Below are 16610 nucleotides of genomic sequence, written 5' to 3' on the forward strand. Positions count from 1 at the left end.
AAAATGTCTAGTGAACAGCTTCATGGAAAGTTCTATGAATAACATCTAATTGTTGTTCTTTTGTTAATTTAATGAAGTTAACCGCATATCCAGAAACACGAATCGTTAATTGAGGATATTTTTCAGGATGTTCCATAGCGTCTATTAAAGTTTCACGATCAAATACATTGATATTTACATGGTGGCCTCCCTGCATAAAGTAGCCATCAAGTAAAGAAGTTAAAATATTGACTCGAACGTCAGGGGTTTTTCCTAAGGCCTTTGGCACAATAGAGAAGGTATAAGAAATACCATCTTGAGAATCTTCATAAGGAAGCTTAGCCACAGAGGATAAAGAAGCTAGTGCACCTTTTGTATCACGTCCATGCATTGGGTTGGCGCCAGGAGCAAAGAGTTCACCTGCTTTTCTTCCATCTGGTGTACTTCCAGTCTTTTTACCGTAGACAACATTAGAAGTAATAGTTAAAACAGATTGAGTAGGGATGGCGTTTCTGTAAGTATGATTTTTTCTTATAGCCTCCATGAATCTTTTAACAAGAGCCTCTGCAATTGTATCAACATTGTCATCATTGTTACCGTATTTAGGAAAATCTCCTTGGATCTCAAAATCAACTACAAGACCTTCTGCATTTCTAATAGGCTTCACCTTTGCATACTTAATAGCACTTAAAGAATCTGCACACACTGATAATCCTGCAATACCGCAGGCCATGGTTCTAATAACATCACGATCGTGAAGAGCCATTTGGATTCTTTCATAAGCATATTTGTCATGCATGTAATGAATAACATTTAAGGTATTAACATATACCTTTGCAATCCAGTCGATAAAGGTATTAAACTTTTCCATTACTTCTTTATAATCAAGGTACTCAGAAGTAATTTCTTGGAATTTAGGACCGACTTGTACTCCAGATACTTCGTCTCTTCCGCCATTAATAGAATAAAGAAGAGCCTTAGCTAAATTACATCTAGCTCCAAAAAACTGCATTTGTTTACCGATTGGCATAGCAGATACACAGCAGGCGATACCATAATCGTCACCCCAATAGGAGCGCATTAAATCATCATTTTCATATTGTAAGGAACTGGTATCTATAGATACCTTAGAACAATACTTTTTAAAGGGTTCAGGCAACTGTTGAGACCATAATATTGTTAAGTTTGGCTCAGGTGCTGGACCTAAATTATACAGAGTATGAAGGATTCTAAAGGCGGTTTTGGTGACTAAAGGTCTTCCATCTACTCCTACTCCTCCAATAGACTCTGTAACCCAAGCAGGATCACCACTGAAAAGATCGTTATATTCAGGAGATCTTAAAAATCTTACCATCCTTAACTTCATAACAAAATGATCAATCAACTCTTGTGCTTCTTCCTCTGTAAGACTGCCTTCAGCAAGATCTTTTTCAATATAAATATCTAAAAAGTTAGAAACTCTACCTAAACTCATAGCTGCTCCATTTTGTTCTTTTACTGCAGCTAAGTAGCCTAAGTATAGCCATTGGATAGCTTCAAAGGCATTTGCAGCTGGTTTAGAAATATCAAAACCATAGGATTTAGCCATATCCTTTAATTCTTCTAAAGCTCTAATTTGTTCCTGAATTTCCTCACGAAGACGGATGGTTTCTTCATTCATAAAATCTACTTCTAAAGATTTTTTCTGTTGTTTTTTATCTTCGATCAATAAGTCTGTTCCATAAAGAGCAACTCTTCTATAGTCTCCGATAATTCTTCCTCTCCCGTAAGCATCAGGAAGACCTGTAATGATACCAGCTTTTCTGGCGGCCAGCATTTCTCCTGTATAGGCATCGAAAACACCAGCGTTATGGGTTTTTCTATATTTATGGAAAATTTCTTTTACCTGTGGATCTAATTCATAGCCATAGGCTTCACATGCACTTTCAACTACTCGGATACCACCATTAGGTATAATAGCTCTTTTTAAAGGTGCATCTGTTTGAAGACCCACAATTTTTTCTAAGTTTTTATTGATATAACCTGGCTTGTGAGAAATGATGGTAGAAATTGTACTGGCGTCAACATCTAAAGTACCGTTGTTTTTACGTTCTGCCTCCATTATCTGTAAAACTTCTTCCCAAAGTTTTTTTGTAGTATCAGTAGCATCACTTAAGAAACTTTCATCCCCATAATAAGGAGAATAATTGGTTTGGATAAAGTCTCTTGTATCTATTGTTTTCGTCCACTTTCCTTTTTTAAACATACCGTTATTTATCAATTGGCTCACTCCTTATGATATACTTTTATTTCTTAAGAAGATTATAACACAAAATACGGTATATTGTATACAAGATTTTGTGAAATTTTTGCTTAACTGTAAAAGTTTAAAAATTCGTTCAACAAAAATAGAAGCAAAACTACAAAACTAGTGCTTTTTCTTCGAAGGACTTAATAAAGGGGAAGGAGAATTACTATTTAATCACACAGATAAGGAGGGAAAAACTTTGCAAATACACTATGAAACTATAGGAAACACACTTGTTGTTAAACTAAAGGGTGAACTTGATCATCATGTTGCTGAAAGAATAAGAGTGGAACTAGATGAAGTGATTTCAAATAAACGTTCAAAAAATCTTATATTTGACTTAAAAGATATGAACTTTATGGACAGCTCTGGCATTGGTGTAATTATTGGACGATATAAAAGTATTCAAAAACTGGGGGGCAAGGTAGCGGTAGTACAAACATCTAATAAGGTAGATAAAATATTTAGCTTAGCTGGTTTGTATCGTATTATTAGCAAATATGAAACCTCAGAAGATGCTCTTAAATGCATATAAAGGAGTGTAATTAATATGGAATATAACAACTATATGAAAATGGAATTCTATAGTAAATCTCAAAATGAAGCCTTTGCAAGGGTTGTTGTAGCTGCTTTTGCAGCACAATTAGACCCTACAATCGAAGAAATTTCGGATATAAAAACGGCTGTTTCAGAAGCAGTAACAAATGCAATTATTCATGGTTATGAAGATAAGAGTGACCTTATCACAGTAATATGTAGAATAAATGATCAGGAATTGGAAATTATAGTAGAAGATAAGGGCAAAGGTATTGAAGATATACAGCAGGCTAGAGAACCCTTATATACATCCAAACCTGAACTCGAACGTTCAGGGATGGGTTTTACAGTAATGGAAACCTTTATGGATAAAGTAAATGTATATTCTGAAATAGGAAAGGGAACAAAAGTAACAATGATAAAAAAGTTCAAAAGCCTGAGTGAAGATTAAGGGGTAGATAAGATGAATATACCAGCATTTTCAGGGGAACACAATGAAATACTAGAACATGAAGAAACTATGAAGCTTATAAAAAAAGCACAAAATGGTGATGTGCAGGCACAGGAAATTTTGGTAAGTCATAATCTTGGGCTTGTAAGAAGCATGATTAATAGATTTACCAATAGAGGCTATGAGAGAGAAGATTTGTTCCAGTTGGGGTGTATAGGATTAATTAAGGCGATTAAAAAATTTGATTCTAGCTATGATGTTAAGTTTTCTACTTATGCAGTTCCAATGATTGTCGGTGAAATAAAGCGTTTTTTGCGTGATGATGGAATTATTAAGGTTTCCAGAAATTTAAAACAGACAGCTTCTAAAGTCAAAATGACAAAGGAAAGATTATTTAAAGAGTTTGGAAGAGAAGCAACATTGCAAGAAATTGCTGATGAATTAAATATCGAGAAGGAGGATATTGTTTTAGCACTGGATTCTAACGCACATCCTGAATACTTATATGATGTGATTCATCATGATGATGGTGCACCCATATATCTAATAGATAAAATTACTAAAGATGATTCTTTAAATGATACTGATGTGATTGATAGATTAGTGTTGCAGGATACATTGGCAAAATTGGAACCTAGAGAACGCCAAATTATTTTGCTCAGATACTTTAAAGATAAAACCCAAACAGAGATTGCTGAAATTTTGGGAATATCTCAGGTACAAGTATCAAGAATTGAAAAAAAGGTTTTGCAGTCTATGAAAGAACTAATGAAGAAGGCTTGATTTCTAGGTCTTCTTTTTTTATTGCCTTCTAGTACAATGAGTAAATACAGTTAAATATTTCTCTATCCTTATACAAAGAATTAAAAATCTTTTTTAGATAATAATAAGGTTGAGGAAGGTGATATTTCTTATGATAGATTTTATGAAAAAATATAAAAAGTACATTATCATCGTATCAATTGTTATACTTATATTTAGTTCATGGTACTTTTTGATGAGTAGAAGGATGAAAGAAGCGCCTGAAAGAGCAGATTTAGTTTTACACTCAATTTTCTTAGAAAATGTGGGGATGTAGCGATGGAAAAGAAACAGCCACAGGAAATATTTTTACAATCTAAAGGAAAAGTCAGGTGTAATTCAAAAGAAGTGATTTTATTAAAGGATTTAATAGATGTTTCAATAGAAGATCAGGGCACAAGAAATAAAATAAATGATATAGAGTACAAAATGAATGGTGCTCAAGGGCAGACAACCTATGTAATCTCTATGTTATCTATCATATCTCTAATAAAGAATAAATTTCCAAGCATTACAGTATATGTTCTTGGAGAACCAGATATATTGATGGTTTTTACAGATATTGAAGTGGAAAACAGAGATAGAACAAAATTGATAAAGGTAATTTGTATATGCTTTTTACTATTTGTGGGGTCTGCTACTGCCATTATTAACTTTCATTCTGATGTGGATATGCCTCAAACACAAAAAACGATTTATAGAATTATTACAGGGCGAGAGACAGATCAACTTTTGCTTTTACAGATTCCTTATTCATTAGGTATTGGTGCAGGAATGTCGATATTCTTTAACCATATCTTCAAAAAGAGAATTAATAATGAGCCTAGTCCTCTAGAAGTAGAGGTGCACCTATATCAAGAGAACATGGATCAATACATAAAAAATATGAGTGAGAAACATAATAGATAGAAGGGGTTAAAATGTCATATATTATCATTCCATTAATAGGTTTTTCAAATGGTATTGTCGTAGGAAGTGGCATTGTTGCTCTGATAACATTATTAGATATTGTACCAAGGCTAGGGCAACTGACAAAAACCTACAAATTCACAGTAGCTTATCAAAATGCAATTATAGGGGGGGCAACAATAGCTGCCTTCCTTTCGCTGATTAATAAGGGGATCAATACGGGTGCGATTTTTGTTATTTTAATAGGATTTGCCATGGGCACTTTTGTAGGACTACTGGCATCTGCGTTAGCAGAAGTAATGAATGTTATACCTGTATTAATTAGAAGGTTTAAGATAGAAGAGTACGTATTTTATATTGTTTATTCATTAATTTTAGGAAAAACGATAGGTTCTTTTATACATTGGCTAATACTTCATTAACCTAAAAAAAGGAGAAAAGGTATGAAAAGTGATAAAAAGTATGTTCAAAGTCTAGAAATTCATCCTATAAGATTTGAAAATATAGAAGAAAAACAAGTGATTCATCAATACGAGAATAGATCTATAGAAATAGATCCAGAAAGATTAAAAGGCAAGAAAACGATAAATGAAATAAGATAAATCATGTAAGGAGAAGTAGCCTCACTAAAACCTAGGGGGAGATAAAAAATGTCAAACAATTTATTTCATAACAAAGAGGATTATGAAAAATATGTACAAGAAAAGTCTCCTAAGCACAATTATTTTAAGAATTGTATCTGGGCCTTTGTGGTGGGAGGCAGTATATGTGTAATAGGGCAGTTTGTGCATAATCAAATAGAGAGAATTTTAAACCTAGATCATTTAAGTGCAACCAATGCAACAATACTAGTGATGATTTTCCTTGGAGCATTGTTTACAGGATTAGGGGTTTATGATCAGCTGGGTAAACGGGCTGGGGCAGGTTCTATCGTGCCTATTACAGGTTTTGCCAATTCTATTGTAGCTCCAGCGATGGAGTTTAAAAGAGAAGGTTATGTCTTTGGTGTGGCAGCTAAAATGTTTGTATTGGCAGGACCTGTCTTGGTCTATGGCATTACCACATCTGTTATAGTAGGAATCCTTTATTATTTTATTCAAAAATAGGAGGATGTGAATACATGGCTAAGAAAAAAATTGGTAAACAGACAATTCAATTTATAGACCCTCCTTCTATTATTTCCACTACCTCTATTGTAGGGCCTAAGGAAGGAAAAGGACCTTTATCTCAATATTTTGACATTATTCTAGATGATGATTTATATGGAGAGGATAGCTGGGAAAAAGCAGAAAGTAAGATGGTTAAAGAAGCAGTAAAATTGGCAGCTATGCAAAAAAAACTGCACTTAGAAGATATTGATTACTTATTTGCGGGAGATTTATTAAATCAGCTGATGTCCTCCTCCTTTGCTGCTAGGGATTTAAGAATACCCTACTTCGGATTATTTGGTGCCTGTTCTACTATGGCAGAATCTTTGAGCTTGGCAGCTATAATGATTGAGGGTGGTTTCGCTGACTATGTAGTAGCTACTACTTCAAGTCATTTCTCCTCTGCAGAAAGACAGTTCAGATTTCCACTGGAATTAGGAAACCAGAGACCTCTTACTTCACAGTGGACAGTTACAGGGGCAGGGGCAGCTATATTGGCACCTACTGAAGAAAAAGGACCATATATAACACGTATTACCACTGGCAGGGTAATTGATTATGGCATTAAAGATGCCAACAATATGGGGGCGGCTATGGCACCAGCAGCAGTAGATACGATTAAAGCATATTTTCAAGATACAGGAGAATCTCCAAATGACTTTGACTTAATCGTTACAGGAGATTTAGGAAGGATAGGCAATGAAATTGCAATAGACTTATTAAGGAAAGAAGGGATGCCTATTAATAAAACATTGAAGGATTGTGGTGTGGAAATCTTTGACCACGCAAAACAAGATACACATGCTGGTGGCAGTGGATGTGGATGTTCTGCAGTGGTTTTTTGTGGCTATTTATATAAATTATTGAAGAAAGACATATTTAAAAAAATTTTACTTGTTTCTACAGGGGCCTTACTATCCCCCACAAGTATTCAACAGGGGGAGTCTATTCCTAGTATAGCACATGCAGTGGCTATAGAAGGTCAGTTGAAAGGCTAGGAGGTTAAGTAATGGACTATGTTAGTGCGTTTTTAGTAGGTGGGCTAATCTGCTTAATCGGCCAGGTGTTGATGGATGCGACAAAGTTAGCGCCAGCTCATGTATTAATTATTTTTGTTACATCAGGTGTTATTTTAACAGCTCTAGGAATTTATGAACCATTAGTAAGGGTAGGGGGTGCAGGAGCAACAATCCCTTTACCAGGTTTTGGTTACTCACTAGCTAAAGGTGCTTTTAAAGGTGTAAAAGAGAATGGACTATTGGGCGCTTTTATTGGTGGTGTTGAAGCCACATCAGGAGGAATTACAGCGGCGATTGTATTTGGATATATTATGGCCGTTATATTTGACCCTAAAACAAAGCCATAGAAAACTCCCCTAAGTAAAGCTGCATCTGAAAAAAATAAGGTCAGGATTTTACAGCAGCAGCTTCAAAGCTTACTTACCTAAAAGGAACAATTTGATTCAGAAAAATATTTGACAAAAGGAGTTAAAAATGAATGAGAGAAGAAAAGTTATATTAATTACAGATGGAGATCGATGTGCAAAAAAGGCAATAGAGGTAGCTGCAAAAAATATTGGTGGTAGGTGCATTTCACGCTCTGGTGGAAATCCTACACCTATTACAGCAGAAGAAATCATAGATCTTATAAAAGAAGCAAACAATGACCCAGTAATTGTAATGGTAGATGACGAAGGTAACGAAAACATAGGTATAGGGGAAAAGATTCTGTGTAAACTAGTGAATCATCCTACGATAGAAGTATTAGGTGTTGTTGTAGTAGCATCAAATACAAAAGATGTAGATGGTGTGCATCCGGACTTTTGTATTGATGGCGACGGCAATATTATTGATGAAGCGGTAGACAAAGATGGAAATCCAACAGTAGAAAAGGTGCTCTACGGAGATACCGTAGATATTGTAGAAAAATGCAAAGTGCCGATAATTATAGGTATAGGAGATGTTGGAAAAATGCAGGGGAAGGATGATAGTAAAAAAGGTGCACCCATTATTACAAAAGCACTGCAGGAAATACTCAATAGAAGTGAAATGTTAGATGAAAAGCAATGATAAAATATCTAATAAAAAAACAAAAGAGCATAAAGCTCTTTTGTTTTAATTTATTATAGAGTCTATTAATGAGTTGTCTATAAGGTCATCATAGTCGTAAGGGGAGGATGTGTCTGGCTCTGTAGAATCATCAAGCCATCCATCATCATCTATTAAACCATCGGTAGAGTCGTCCAAAAAAGGGGGGACACTACCTCCATCCTCCAATGGGTCATAATGACTTCTTGGCAGTGTATAGGCATAGTCAGTCGGCACAATACCACCATGGGATCCAGGGTAGTAAGGAACAGGCCGGTCAATAAATATTCTTGACTCAACTTCCCAAGGGGGAGTGTGTTCTGTAGCTAACTTACCAGTAGGCACATGAATATCTGCTCTTACATGGACATCACAATAGTCTTTAGGTTCAGTGCCACGAACAAAGATTTCTGAACGAACTCTACTGCCGCGAGGATCTAGTGAGCAGTACTCTGTAGGCAGTTTGCCAGACACATTACATACATTAATTCTTACGATATTACTAGGTGCTTCAAAGTTTTTAGGACTAAGTTCTTGATGAATACGCTGCATCACGTTTTTCCATACGGTACCTGCCATTCTACCACCACCACCAGGCAATTTATCTGGTGTATCATATCCTACCCAAGTAGCACCAACATAGTAAGGGGTATATCCTACAAACCAAGCATCTTTATTATTGGTGGTTGTACCAGTTTTGCCGGCTACAGGAATTCTATTATTACCTTGATCGAATCTAGCAGGTGATCCTGTACCAGAAGTAACAGCTGTTCTTAGCATATCTGTCAGGATATAGGATGCCTCTGGAGAAACAACACGGTGCTTTTCTGAGTTGTTCTCGAGAATTAAGTTACCTCGTCGATCAGTAATTTTTGTAAAGGTAATAGGCTCTGTATAAACTCCTTCATTAGCTAGAGAAGCGAAGGCAGAAGTCATTTCTAATGGTGAAACACCATGAGTCATACCTCCTAAAGCTGTTGAATAGGTAGCATCCGAACTTCTTCGACCGTTAGGTGCTACATAAGGATTTTCAGGTCGTACTACTGTAGATATTCCCATTTTCTCCATATAATCAAACATAATGTTAAAAGCTCTACTATCATTATTATTAGCTAATTCATAGATAGTCACTACAGCCCCTACATTACTTGAATCTCTAATAGCTTCCCTCATAGGAATAAGACCGTTATATCTGTTATTGTGATTACTTGGATAGCGTCTAGTGGAATTACCTCTATCAAAGTATACTGGTACATCATCAATAACTGTAGCAGCGGTAAAGCCTAAATCTAATGCGGGGGTATAGACAGCAATTGGTTTAATAGAGGACCCAGGTTGTCTTGGGTTGAGGGCTCGATTATATATTTTTCGACCACTAATTCCTCGACCACCAATAAGTGCTTTGATTTCTCCTGTGGTAGGATCCATAATCACCATTGCTGCTTGGGGTTGAACATTACCATCTTCTCCCACAGTTAACAAAGGTCTTCCTTGCAGGTCCACAAAATTACTTTGTTTTTCAAATTCTTCATCTAAAATTCGTTGGAAATTTGTATTCATGGTGCTATAAATTCTTAGACCACCGGAATAAAGTGTATTCATTGCTTCTTCCCTAGAATATCCCTTTTTTACAAAAGCTTTTATAACATCATCTTTCACCAAATCTCCAAAATAGGAAGTAAATGCATCTGCTGTTAATCGATTTGGCTTAAGATTAGCTTTGATATCTTCTTCTAAGGCAGCTTGATATTCACTTTCAGTAATCATTTCTAATCTTCTCATGATGCTTAAAACCAAACGTTGCCTTGGTATGGTGCTCTCGTTAAATACAATGGTGTAGATAGAATCACTATCGTTTAAAACATAATGTGTATCTTCATTTATTTGATGTTTTTCTAAAGTCCTTATAGGAGAGTACCTAGAAGGATTTCTCGTAACTCCTGCAATAAGAGCTGCCTCGGCAATGGTTAGTTCTGATACATCTTTTGAGAAATACACTTGTGAGGCTGCCTGTACACCATAGGCACTGCTACCTAAATAAATAGTGTTTAAGTAGGCCTCTAAAATTTGCTCTTTAGACAACTGTCTGTCCAGCTGAATACCATAATACATATCTTGAATTTTTCTAGTAATGGTCTGTTCATGGGTTAAATATAGATTTTTAGCAAGCTGTTGATTAATAGTACTGGCCCCCTGTCTAGAACCTGTACGAAAATTGATCCAAAGAACACCGAAAATACGTCTAATATCTAGACCGCTGTGAGTCCAAAATCGCTCATCTTCAATAGCAACAAAGGCATCTATCAAATGAGGTGGCATTTTAGAGTAATCAGTGATAGATCGATAATCAGTGGTTTGAACTTTCTCCAACACCTGTCCTTCGCTATCTAGAATAAAAGAACTTTCGTCAAGTAAATCATAGATGTTGGTTGCATCAATTGGATCAGCATCTTTAATAATACCTACTACAATACCAACCGCTGCTCCTCCCACGATAAAACCAAGCAGAACCATAACAGTAATAAATATAAGAAATACTTTCTTTTTGTTAACTTTTTTGCTTTTTTTAGTAGTTTTGTTAGTGGTGTTTTCTGATTGTTTTTTTTGTGACATATAAATACCTCCATCCTTAAAGTTAAAAGGATATACTTTTTTAAAGTAACTGTTAATAAAAGTAATAATCAATATATCCACTTTAATGCTAATACAACAATATAAACTAATATTTTCAATACAGCATATAAGGGCTAGGATAACACTAATATTATAACATAAAATATATAAACTGTTAAACTATCTATGTTACTATACATAATTTGCATAAAAAAGTCAAAGTTAAAATGAAATATTACACAATATTTTCTCTCTTTACATATACTGTATAGAAGGAGATGATTTTTTTGTACATAAAAAAAAGAAATAAAAGGAAGAAATACTTCAAATATAAAATCTATCTACTAATCATCTTCATCTTCATGGTCTGTACAACTGCATTTATCTATATTGATAATAAAATTATGCCTACGGTACAAGCAATCGGTGAACTAAAAGCCCAAGAGATTACAACAAGAGCTATTAATGAGTCTGTTAGCATTGTAGTAAAACAGGATATTACTTATGAAGATTTAATATCTATAAAAGAAGATGAAGAAGGTAATATTACATTTATGCAGGCTAATGCAATGATTACAAAATTATAAATAGCCTCGTATTGCTACAAGGCTTAAAATTTCAGTATCTGAACCTTCAACTCCTTATCGTCCCATTCAACATAATTGACAATAGTCTTAAGAAGTATTCTCTGTTCTTGAAAATCAACGATATGAATCTTACTTTTAAACTCCAATAGTGCTTCCTTAAAAAGGTCAATATTAAAATTCACCCTATCAGAATCATCCTCCACCAGATTTCCTTCCAAGGTTTTATTTTCCTTAGCAAGCTTTTCAACTTCTGCCATAAGATACTCTGCAGCAAAAGAATCTTCTTTGCCAGCGATCTGTCTTACGAGGTTTTCTATAGACTTTTTATTCTTATCTATTTTTTCTACGATCAGTTTATTTTGCAGATCCTTATCTTTGTTTTTCTTTTTCATAGACTCCAACTGATCGAAGGTGGTAGAGGTAATAATGCTTTCGATTTTTTCAATGACTTCTTTATCTGTTTTCATACCATTGAGTCTCTTAGAATCACATATAACACCTTTAGAAATGACTTTTTTATTACAGACATAGTAATGGTATCTTTCTTCACTATTTGGCTTCTTAGGACCAAATAAAACCCGCATAAAACTACCACAGGAACATCTTATAAGACCGCTTAAAAGGGCAGCAGCAGAAGTGCCGGCTCTGGGGGCCTTATCCTTATTCTGTTCAAATATCTGCTGCACCTTCACCCAATCCCTACCAGGAATAACCCCTTTGTGCTTACCAATAGCAACGATCCAATCAGACTTTTCATTGTATCGACCCATCCGAGTGTTTTTTAAATCCCTTTTATTATAACCAATCACCGCATATTTCCCTGAAAATTCTTCTTTAGCATTACAGATATCAGCATCATTTGTTTTTAAGTAGGCATAGATATCCTCATCAGCTATGGCGTAGACTGGATTATGCAGGATTTGTTTTAAAGACTGCTTCTGAAAGTCATTGCCATTTTTGGTTTTAATCTTATTAATTAAGCAGTAGGTTTCTAATTTCTGTAGGGATTGAAGCTCCAAGTACTTCTGAAAAATAGTTTTTATTATCTCCAACTCTTCCTCAACAGGGATCAGCTTAAACAGTTTTCTTTCCTTCATATTTTGATCGATATAGATGATAGGTTCGCTAGTAAAACCAGTAGGATAAATCCCACCTAACCACCTTCCAGTACGGGCCAACTGGTGCATATTATCCCTGATACGCTCTGCGATAGTCTCCCTTTCTAGCTGTGCAAAGACACTGGCTATATACAGCATAGCACGACCCATAGGGGTAGAGGTATCAAACTGCTCTTTGATGGAAACGAAGGCTATATTATTCTTCTGTAGTAGCTCAAGTGTATTAGAAAAATCAGATACATTACGACTGATACGGTCCAGCCTATAGCATATCAAAACATCATATTTTTTCTTCTCAGCATCCTTCACCAATCTTTTAAACTCAGGTCGGTCTATATTCCCACCAGAGAACCCCTCATCTTCATAGATAGAAAACTCTCTAGCCTCAAAATGATTTCTGGCATATTCCTTACACATCTGTATTTGATTCTCAATAGACTCACCCTTGCCGGTGAACTTTGACTTTCTTGAATAGATAGCTATTTTCATTTGAATCACCTCAATTATTTATCATAAACATAATATGCTTAAGGGATGGGGTTTACCATTGGGATTAATCATTTTAGTTAACCGTTAACTCAGATAAGAAATAGAACGTTTGTTTTATTATAGCATGGTTAGGAAGGAAATGGTAAGTGAGATGTTGTTTAACTGCTGTTATATAAAAGTGGAGTAATTGAATTTTATTTTTTTCCAAAGCCTTAAATAGGTATTTTTTATGTATCGTTTAGGGCATTTCACCGAATATTTTTACAGTTTGTCTAATTTGGAGGCTGGAGGGGAGGAAAATTATACAATTGGAGTGGGTGGAAGATTCTACAATATTGCTTACTAGGCTACAAATATCGACACCAAAATATTCCATATGGTGTTATTATAGGGTTATATGGGTAAAGGTTAGAGAATGAAAGTTCGTAAACATCTTGAATTTCAAGGAGATTTGGGAACTTAGAGTGGTGAATACAAGAGTTATTCGAAATAAAGTATTCATTTTTAGAATAAAATATGCTATATGGGGGATGAGTAATGATGAAAATCAATCCAATTAAAATTAATGGAGAGTGGGAAGAAGGATTTGCATTAGATGTACATACTTTAAGTAGTGAATATTTAGGAGAAGATGAATGCGGACGTAAACAATTTGATACTATAAGAAGTGATATAGGTCAATTAGTTTATGAGTTGAAGTATAGTTGTAATAAAAGTAAAGTAGATGATATAATTAATTTAATAAGTCCATTTTTGAAAGAGTGGAATATTGGAGAAAAGATAGATATTATAATCCCTGTTCCACCTTCAAAATTAGAACGTGCATTTCAACCAGTTTTTGAGATAACAGATGCTTTAAGTAATGTACTTGGAATTAGTACTCACACAGGTGTACTTGAGAAAACTAACCGAACAGAGTGCAAAGAATTAAGCTCAGTGGAGAAAAATAAAATAGCAGGTACAATTCAGTTAATGAAGAGATTTACAAGGGAAGTTAACATCCTATTAGTAGATGATTTATATCAATCAGGAACTACATTGAAAGATGCTACTAAAGCTTTAAAGAAAGATTCAAATGTTAAAAAGGTATATGTTTTAACTATGACGAAAACAAGGAGATAAAGTTATGAAAATTTTTATTGGAGGTCCTAGAGCAATATCTAGGTTAAATCAAGACATTAAAGAAAGATTAAATAATATTTTTCGTGATAATTACACAGTATTGGTTGGAGATGCGAATGGTATAGATAAAGCAATACAAAAGCATTGCTATGAGAGTAATTATTATAATGTTAATGTGTATGCAACTAACGGTAAGGCTAGAAATAACATTGGTAATTGGGAAGTTGTAAAAGTAATGGTATCTTCAAGTACAAAAGATTTTGAATACTATTCAGCTAAAGACAAAGAAATGGCTAAAGTAGCTGATTATGGTTTTATGATATGGAACGGCAAAAGCAAAGGAACATTAAACAACCTTATCAATCTTGCAAGTTATAATAAAAAAGCATTAGTATACTTCACTCCCAATCGAAAGTTTTATACAATAAAAAATATTAGTGAAATTGAAACTTTTGTTGGAAGTTGCGATGAGATAACAAAAAAGAATTTTTCAAACCTCTCAAAACAAAATGAACAAATGATGTTAAATATATAGGATCCATATACTTCGCATAACAGAGGCTTAGCAACATCGGAAAGTAGCTTTCATAGGAAAGTCCGACGTCGCTAAGCCTCGAGACGTTATGTTAAATCAACTACAAAAAAATATGAATGATTTGAGAGGTGTATAATGGGTCAAGAGAATCTAAAGAGTTTTAAATTACAGAAAAAAGAAGATTTTATAGTTTATTTAAGAAAATTGATTATGAGCACATATAGGCATGTAAAGGACTATAAAAGATATATAGATGAATTAGATAGCATTATTGAGGAAAGAGATTTGCGAAATGACAAGAAAAAGACAATTCCTAGAGATTTGTATACTGACATAAAACATCGAATTACTGGGGTTGAATCTCATATAATGAATATAATGGGGGATTTAACGAACACAGCTTTATCCTATAATAAATTTAGAAAATTGGCTGATAAAAGGCAGTCTAATGGCCATGACCTAGGACTTGATTTGTTAGAAGAAAGACAGGTGTCGGCGCCAGGCACCAACTTATAAATGTATATAAATGTAGAAAACAAAAACAGAGTGCTACTAACCAAATGTTTCTCAAGATGGGCAACGATTCGTATACACTATATATGTTTTCTGAGCATATATAGTTTTTATATGATTTGAGCAATAGATAAAAGGAGGAAAACTTTTATAACGAATAATATTTTGAGTAGAATTATTTTGCATAGGAAATATACTACATAAGTTAGTTAAATCAACAATAAGCGACGGAGGTCTATAATGGAGGTTACCAAATTTCTAGTAGAATTTTGGTAGAATTTTGGGGTAGAATTTTGGTGCCTGACACCAACTTATTCTTCACAGATGGCAGAAATCGAAGAGTCCGTTCGCTATGCCACCTCTTTACTGGGTGCAAGCACCGCTATAAAAGTAGAATTTTGTGGGTATAGTTCAGGAAAGTTGTAAATGTGAGACTTATATGAAACCCTTCTTGACAGAATGGTTTTAGGTCTAAGTAATCACCGGAGAGAGTCACCGATTTATAGTGAGCTAAATGGTTGATTGACTGTAAAGATGAACTTAAAGGAGGGAAAAAAATGGAATATTTTCTAGAAGCACTAAGTAACTTCTTCAATAATGAATTTGATTATATATTTTATACAAGTTTACTAATAATAAGTAGTTGGCTATTCATTAATATCAAAAAAAGAGTTGAAGAAGTAGAGCATGAGAAAATAAAAAAAATAGACGTCACAATAGAAAACTATTATACTTTAATATGCTACTTGAAATTAGATCTTACCGATGAGAAGATAAAGACTAATATTAACCTAACTATTAGTAAAATATTACCCTTTATATCTCTGGATTTCACTAAAGAATTAATGAACTGGGAAAAGGAAGATATTGAGAATATACAAGAAAAATTGAACAAAGGTATAGTAGATTTAAAGTGTCAGCAAAGTTACACATTTAATCATGAAAATTTTTCTATTATAAGTATGATTAATGAGTGGTTTTATAAATCTGGTTTGAAAACTATTTTTATTTCTATAATTAATGTATTCATTTCATTATTTCTTTTATCTTTATTGTTATTATCATTTACTAAATCATATGATAAAGGTTTACTGGAGCTGTTTTATGTAAACATACCGTTTTTCTATATGTTTCTTATCTTTTTCCAAGTTGTATATCTTCATGATGCACAACAGATAAAAAGATGGAATTTTACAAAAACTGAGTGGAGTCTATTATATTCTGTGGCTTTAGGTCCAATATTATTGTTACCTACTTTAAATATAATCAAGTATAAGTTAATAGTAAAGATCGTGGTAATGTTACATCTAATTGTATTATTAATGATTCCAAAGATTGTTAAAAAGTTAAATAACAGGAGCAGTTTAACATAAAAGAAAGATGCCGGTGCCTGACGCCAACTTATTTACTGTTTTTAATTTGTTTGGTGCCAGG

18 protein-coding genes are annotated in these 16610 nt (G+C 34.1%); 15 read left to right on the top strand and 3 right to left on the bottom strand.

Translation table 11 applies throughout. From position 1 onward, the window contains the following. Positions 1-7 precede the first annotated feature (7 nt). Positions 8-2224 (bottom strand): formate C-acetyltransferase, encoded by a 2217-nt coding sequence (gene pflB / locus CACET_RS07375; RefSeq protein WP_048407564.1) that lies wholly within the window; start codon positions 2222-2224, stop codon positions 8-10. Positions 2225-2465: 241 nt separating this feature from the next. On the opposite strand from pflB, the gene spoIIAA reads away from it, so the two are divergent. The 10 genes from spoIIAA to spoVAEA all read left to right on the top strand — a co-directional run bounded on the left by spoIIAA (position 2466) and on the right by spoVAEA (position 8181). Next, complete coding sequence (spoIIAA, locus tag CACET_RS07380) at positions 2466-2801, top strand: anti-sigma F factor antagonist (RefSeq protein WP_044823723.1); 336 nt, start codon at positions 2466-2468, stop codon at positions 2799-2801. 15 nt (positions 2802-2816) lie between these two features. After that, a complete protein-coding gene (gene spoIIAB / locus CACET_RS07385; RefSeq protein ID WP_044823724.1) occupies positions 2817-3254 on the top strand; it encodes an anti-sigma F factor in 438 nt (145 codons plus the stop codon). A gap of 12 nt (positions 3255-3266) precedes the next feature. Further along, positions 3267-4037, top strand: a complete 771-nt coding sequence (gene sigF / locus CACET_RS07390; RefSeq protein WP_044823725.1) for an RNA polymerase sporulation sigma factor SigF — start codon at positions 3267-3269, stop codon at positions 4035-4037. A 297-nt stretch (positions 4038-4334) separates the two neighbouring features. Next, positions 4335-4964, top strand: coding sequence for a stage V sporulation protein AA (locus CACET_RS21090; protein WP_044823726.1), 630 nt, complete (start codon positions 4335-4337; stop codon positions 4962-4964). Positions 4965-4975: 11 nt separating this feature from the next. Then, the gene (locus CACET_RS07400) at positions 4976-5386 is read left to right on the top strand and encodes a stage V sporulation protein AB (protein ID WP_044823727.1); all 411 of its coding nucleotides are present in this window, start codon (positions 4976-4978) and stop codon (positions 5384-5386) included. A gap of 21 nt (positions 5387-5407) precedes the next feature. Further along, entirely contained in the window at positions 5408-5566 is a 159-nt protein-coding gene (locus CACET_RS20440; RefSeq protein ID WP_158386011.1) for a hypothetical protein, read from the top strand. A gap of 48 nt (positions 5567-5614) precedes the next feature. Beyond that, positions 5615-6070, top strand: coding sequence for a stage V sporulation protein AC (spoVAC, locus tag CACET_RS07405; protein ID WP_044823728.1), 456 nt, complete (start codon positions 5615-5617; stop codon positions 6068-6070). Between the two features lie 14 nt (positions 6071-6084). Further along, positions 6085-7110 (top strand): stage V sporulation protein AD, encoded by a 1026-nt coding sequence (gene spoVAD / locus CACET_RS07410; protein WP_044823729.1) that lies wholly within the window; start codon positions 6085-6087, stop codon positions 7108-7110. Between the two features lie 11 nt (positions 7111-7121). Then, entirely contained in the window at positions 7122-7478 is a 357-nt protein-coding gene (gene spoVAE, locus CACET_RS07415; RefSeq protein ID WP_044823730.1) for a stage V sporulation protein AE, read from the top strand. Between the two features lie 127 nt (positions 7479-7605). Next, positions 7606-8181 carry a stage V sporulation protein SpoVABEA gene (gene spoVAEA, locus CACET_RS07420; protein WP_044823731.1) on the top strand — a complete coding sequence of 192 codons (576 nt, stop codon included), beginning with the start codon at positions 7606-7608 and terminating at the stop codon, positions 8179-8181. Between the two features lie 45 nt (positions 8182-8226). Here the strand turns inward: spoVAEA and CACET_RS07425 are convergent, their stop codons facing one another. Next, complete coding sequence (locus tag CACET_RS07425) at positions 8227-10812, bottom strand: transglycosylase domain-containing protein (protein WP_052661250.1); 2586 nt, start codon at positions 10810-10812, stop codon at positions 8227-8229. A gap of 287 nt (positions 10813-11099) precedes the next feature. Between CACET_RS07425 and CACET_RS07430 the strand changes: the two genes are divergently transcribed. Then, positions 11100-11399, top strand: coding sequence for a hypothetical protein (locus CACET_RS07430; protein WP_052661251.1), 300 nt, complete (start codon positions 11100-11102; stop codon positions 11397-11399). A gap of 23 nt (positions 11400-11422) precedes the next feature. Here the strand turns inward: CACET_RS07430 and CACET_RS07435 are convergent, their stop codons facing one another. After that, on the bottom strand, positions 11423-13006 hold the full coding sequence (locus CACET_RS07435; RefSeq protein WP_044823732.1) for a recombinase family protein: 1584 nt from the start codon (positions 13004-13006) through the stop codon (positions 11423-11425). 537 nt (positions 13007-13543) lie between these two features. Between CACET_RS07435 and CACET_RS07440 the strand changes: the two genes are divergently transcribed. The 4 genes from CACET_RS07440 (at position 13544) to CACET_RS07455 (ending at position 16549) form a co-directional block, all read left to right on the top strand. Next, complete coding sequence (locus CACET_RS07440) at positions 13544-14128, top strand: ComF family protein (RefSeq protein WP_052661252.1); 585 nt, start codon at positions 13544-13546, stop codon at positions 14126-14128. Between the two features lie 4 nt (positions 14129-14132). Beyond that, on the top strand, positions 14133-14663 hold the full coding sequence (locus tag CACET_RS07445; protein WP_044823733.1) for a hypothetical protein: 531 nt from the start codon (positions 14133-14135) through the stop codon (positions 14661-14663). A 135-nt stretch (positions 14664-14798) separates the two neighbouring features. Beyond that, positions 14799-15179 (top strand): hypothetical protein, encoded by a 381-nt coding sequence (locus CACET_RS07450; protein WP_044823734.1) that lies wholly within the window; start codon positions 14799-14801, stop codon positions 15177-15179. 554 nt (positions 15180-15733) lie between these two features. Beyond that, a complete protein-coding gene (locus CACET_RS07455) occupies positions 15734-16549 on the top strand; it encodes a hypothetical protein (protein WP_044823735.1) in 816 nt (271 codons plus the stop codon). Positions 16550-16610: the final 61 nt, after the last annotated feature.

It is taken from the genome of Clostridium aceticum (assembly GCF_001042715.1).
In the GTDB taxonomy this organism is placed as follows: Bacteria; Bacillota; Clostridia; order Peptostreptococcales; family Natronincolaceae; genus Andreesenella; species Andreesenella acetica.

Bases quoted from the DNA above. Each gene is read 5' to 3' on its own strand.
- spoVAEA (WP_044823731.1), top strand. From the start codon at position 7,606: ATGAATGAGAGAAGAAAAGTTATATTAATTACAGATGGAGATCGATGT.
- CACET_RS20440 (WP_158386011.1), top strand. From the start codon at position 5,408: ATGAAAAGTGATAAAAAGTATGTTCAAAGTCTAGAAATTCATCCTATA.
- CACET_RS07445 (WP_044823733.1), top strand. From the start codon at position 14,133: ATGAAAATTTTTATTGGAGGTCCTAGAGCAATATCTAGGTTAAATCAA.
- sigF (WP_044823725.1), top strand. From the start codon at position 3,267: ATGAATATACCAGCATTTTCAGGGGAACACAATGAAATACTAGAACAT.
- CACET_RS07450 (WP_044823734.1), top strand. From the start codon at position 14,799: ATGGGTCAAGAGAATCTAAAGAGTTTTAAATTACAGAAAAAAGAAGAT.
- spoVAC (WP_044823728.1), top strand. From the start codon at position 5,615: ATGTCAAACAATTTATTTCATAACAAAGAGGATTATGAAAAATATGTA.
- pflB (WP_048407564.1), bottom strand. From the start codon at position 2,224: ATGTTTAAAAAAGGAAAGTGGACGAAAACAATAGATACAAGAGACTTT.
- spoIIAB (WP_044823724.1), top strand. From the start codon at position 2,817: ATGGAATATAACAACTATATGAAAATGGAATTCTATAGTAAATCTCAA.
- spoVAE (WP_044823730.1), top strand. From the start codon at position 7,122: ATGGACTATGTTAGTGCGTTTTTAGTAGGTGGGCTAATCTGCTTAATC.
- spoVAD (WP_044823729.1), top strand. From the start codon at position 6,085: ATGGCTAAGAAAAAAATTGGTAAACAGACAATTCAATTTATAGACCCT.
- CACET_RS07400 (WP_044823727.1), top strand. From the start codon at position 4,976: ATGTCATATATTATCATTCCATTAATAGGTTTTTCAAATGGTATTGTC.
- CACET_RS21090 (WP_044823726.1), top strand. From the start codon at position 4,335: ATGGAAAAGAAACAGCCACAGGAAATATTTTTACAATCTAAAGGAAAA.
- CACET_RS07425 (WP_052661250.1), bottom strand. From the start codon at position 10,812: ATGTCACAAAAAAAACAATCAGAAAACACCACTAACAAAACTACTAAA.
- CACET_RS07435 (WP_044823732.1), bottom strand. From the start codon at position 13,006: ATGAAAATAGCTATCTATTCAAGAAAGTCAAAGTTCACCGGCAAGGGT.
- CACET_RS07440 (WP_052661252.1), top strand. From the start codon at position 13,544: ATGATGAAAATCAATCCAATTAAAATTAATGGAGAGTGGGAAGAAGGA.
- CACET_RS07455 (WP_044823735.1), top strand. From the start codon at position 15,734: ATGGAATATTTTCTAGAAGCACTAAGTAACTTCTTCAATAATGAATTT.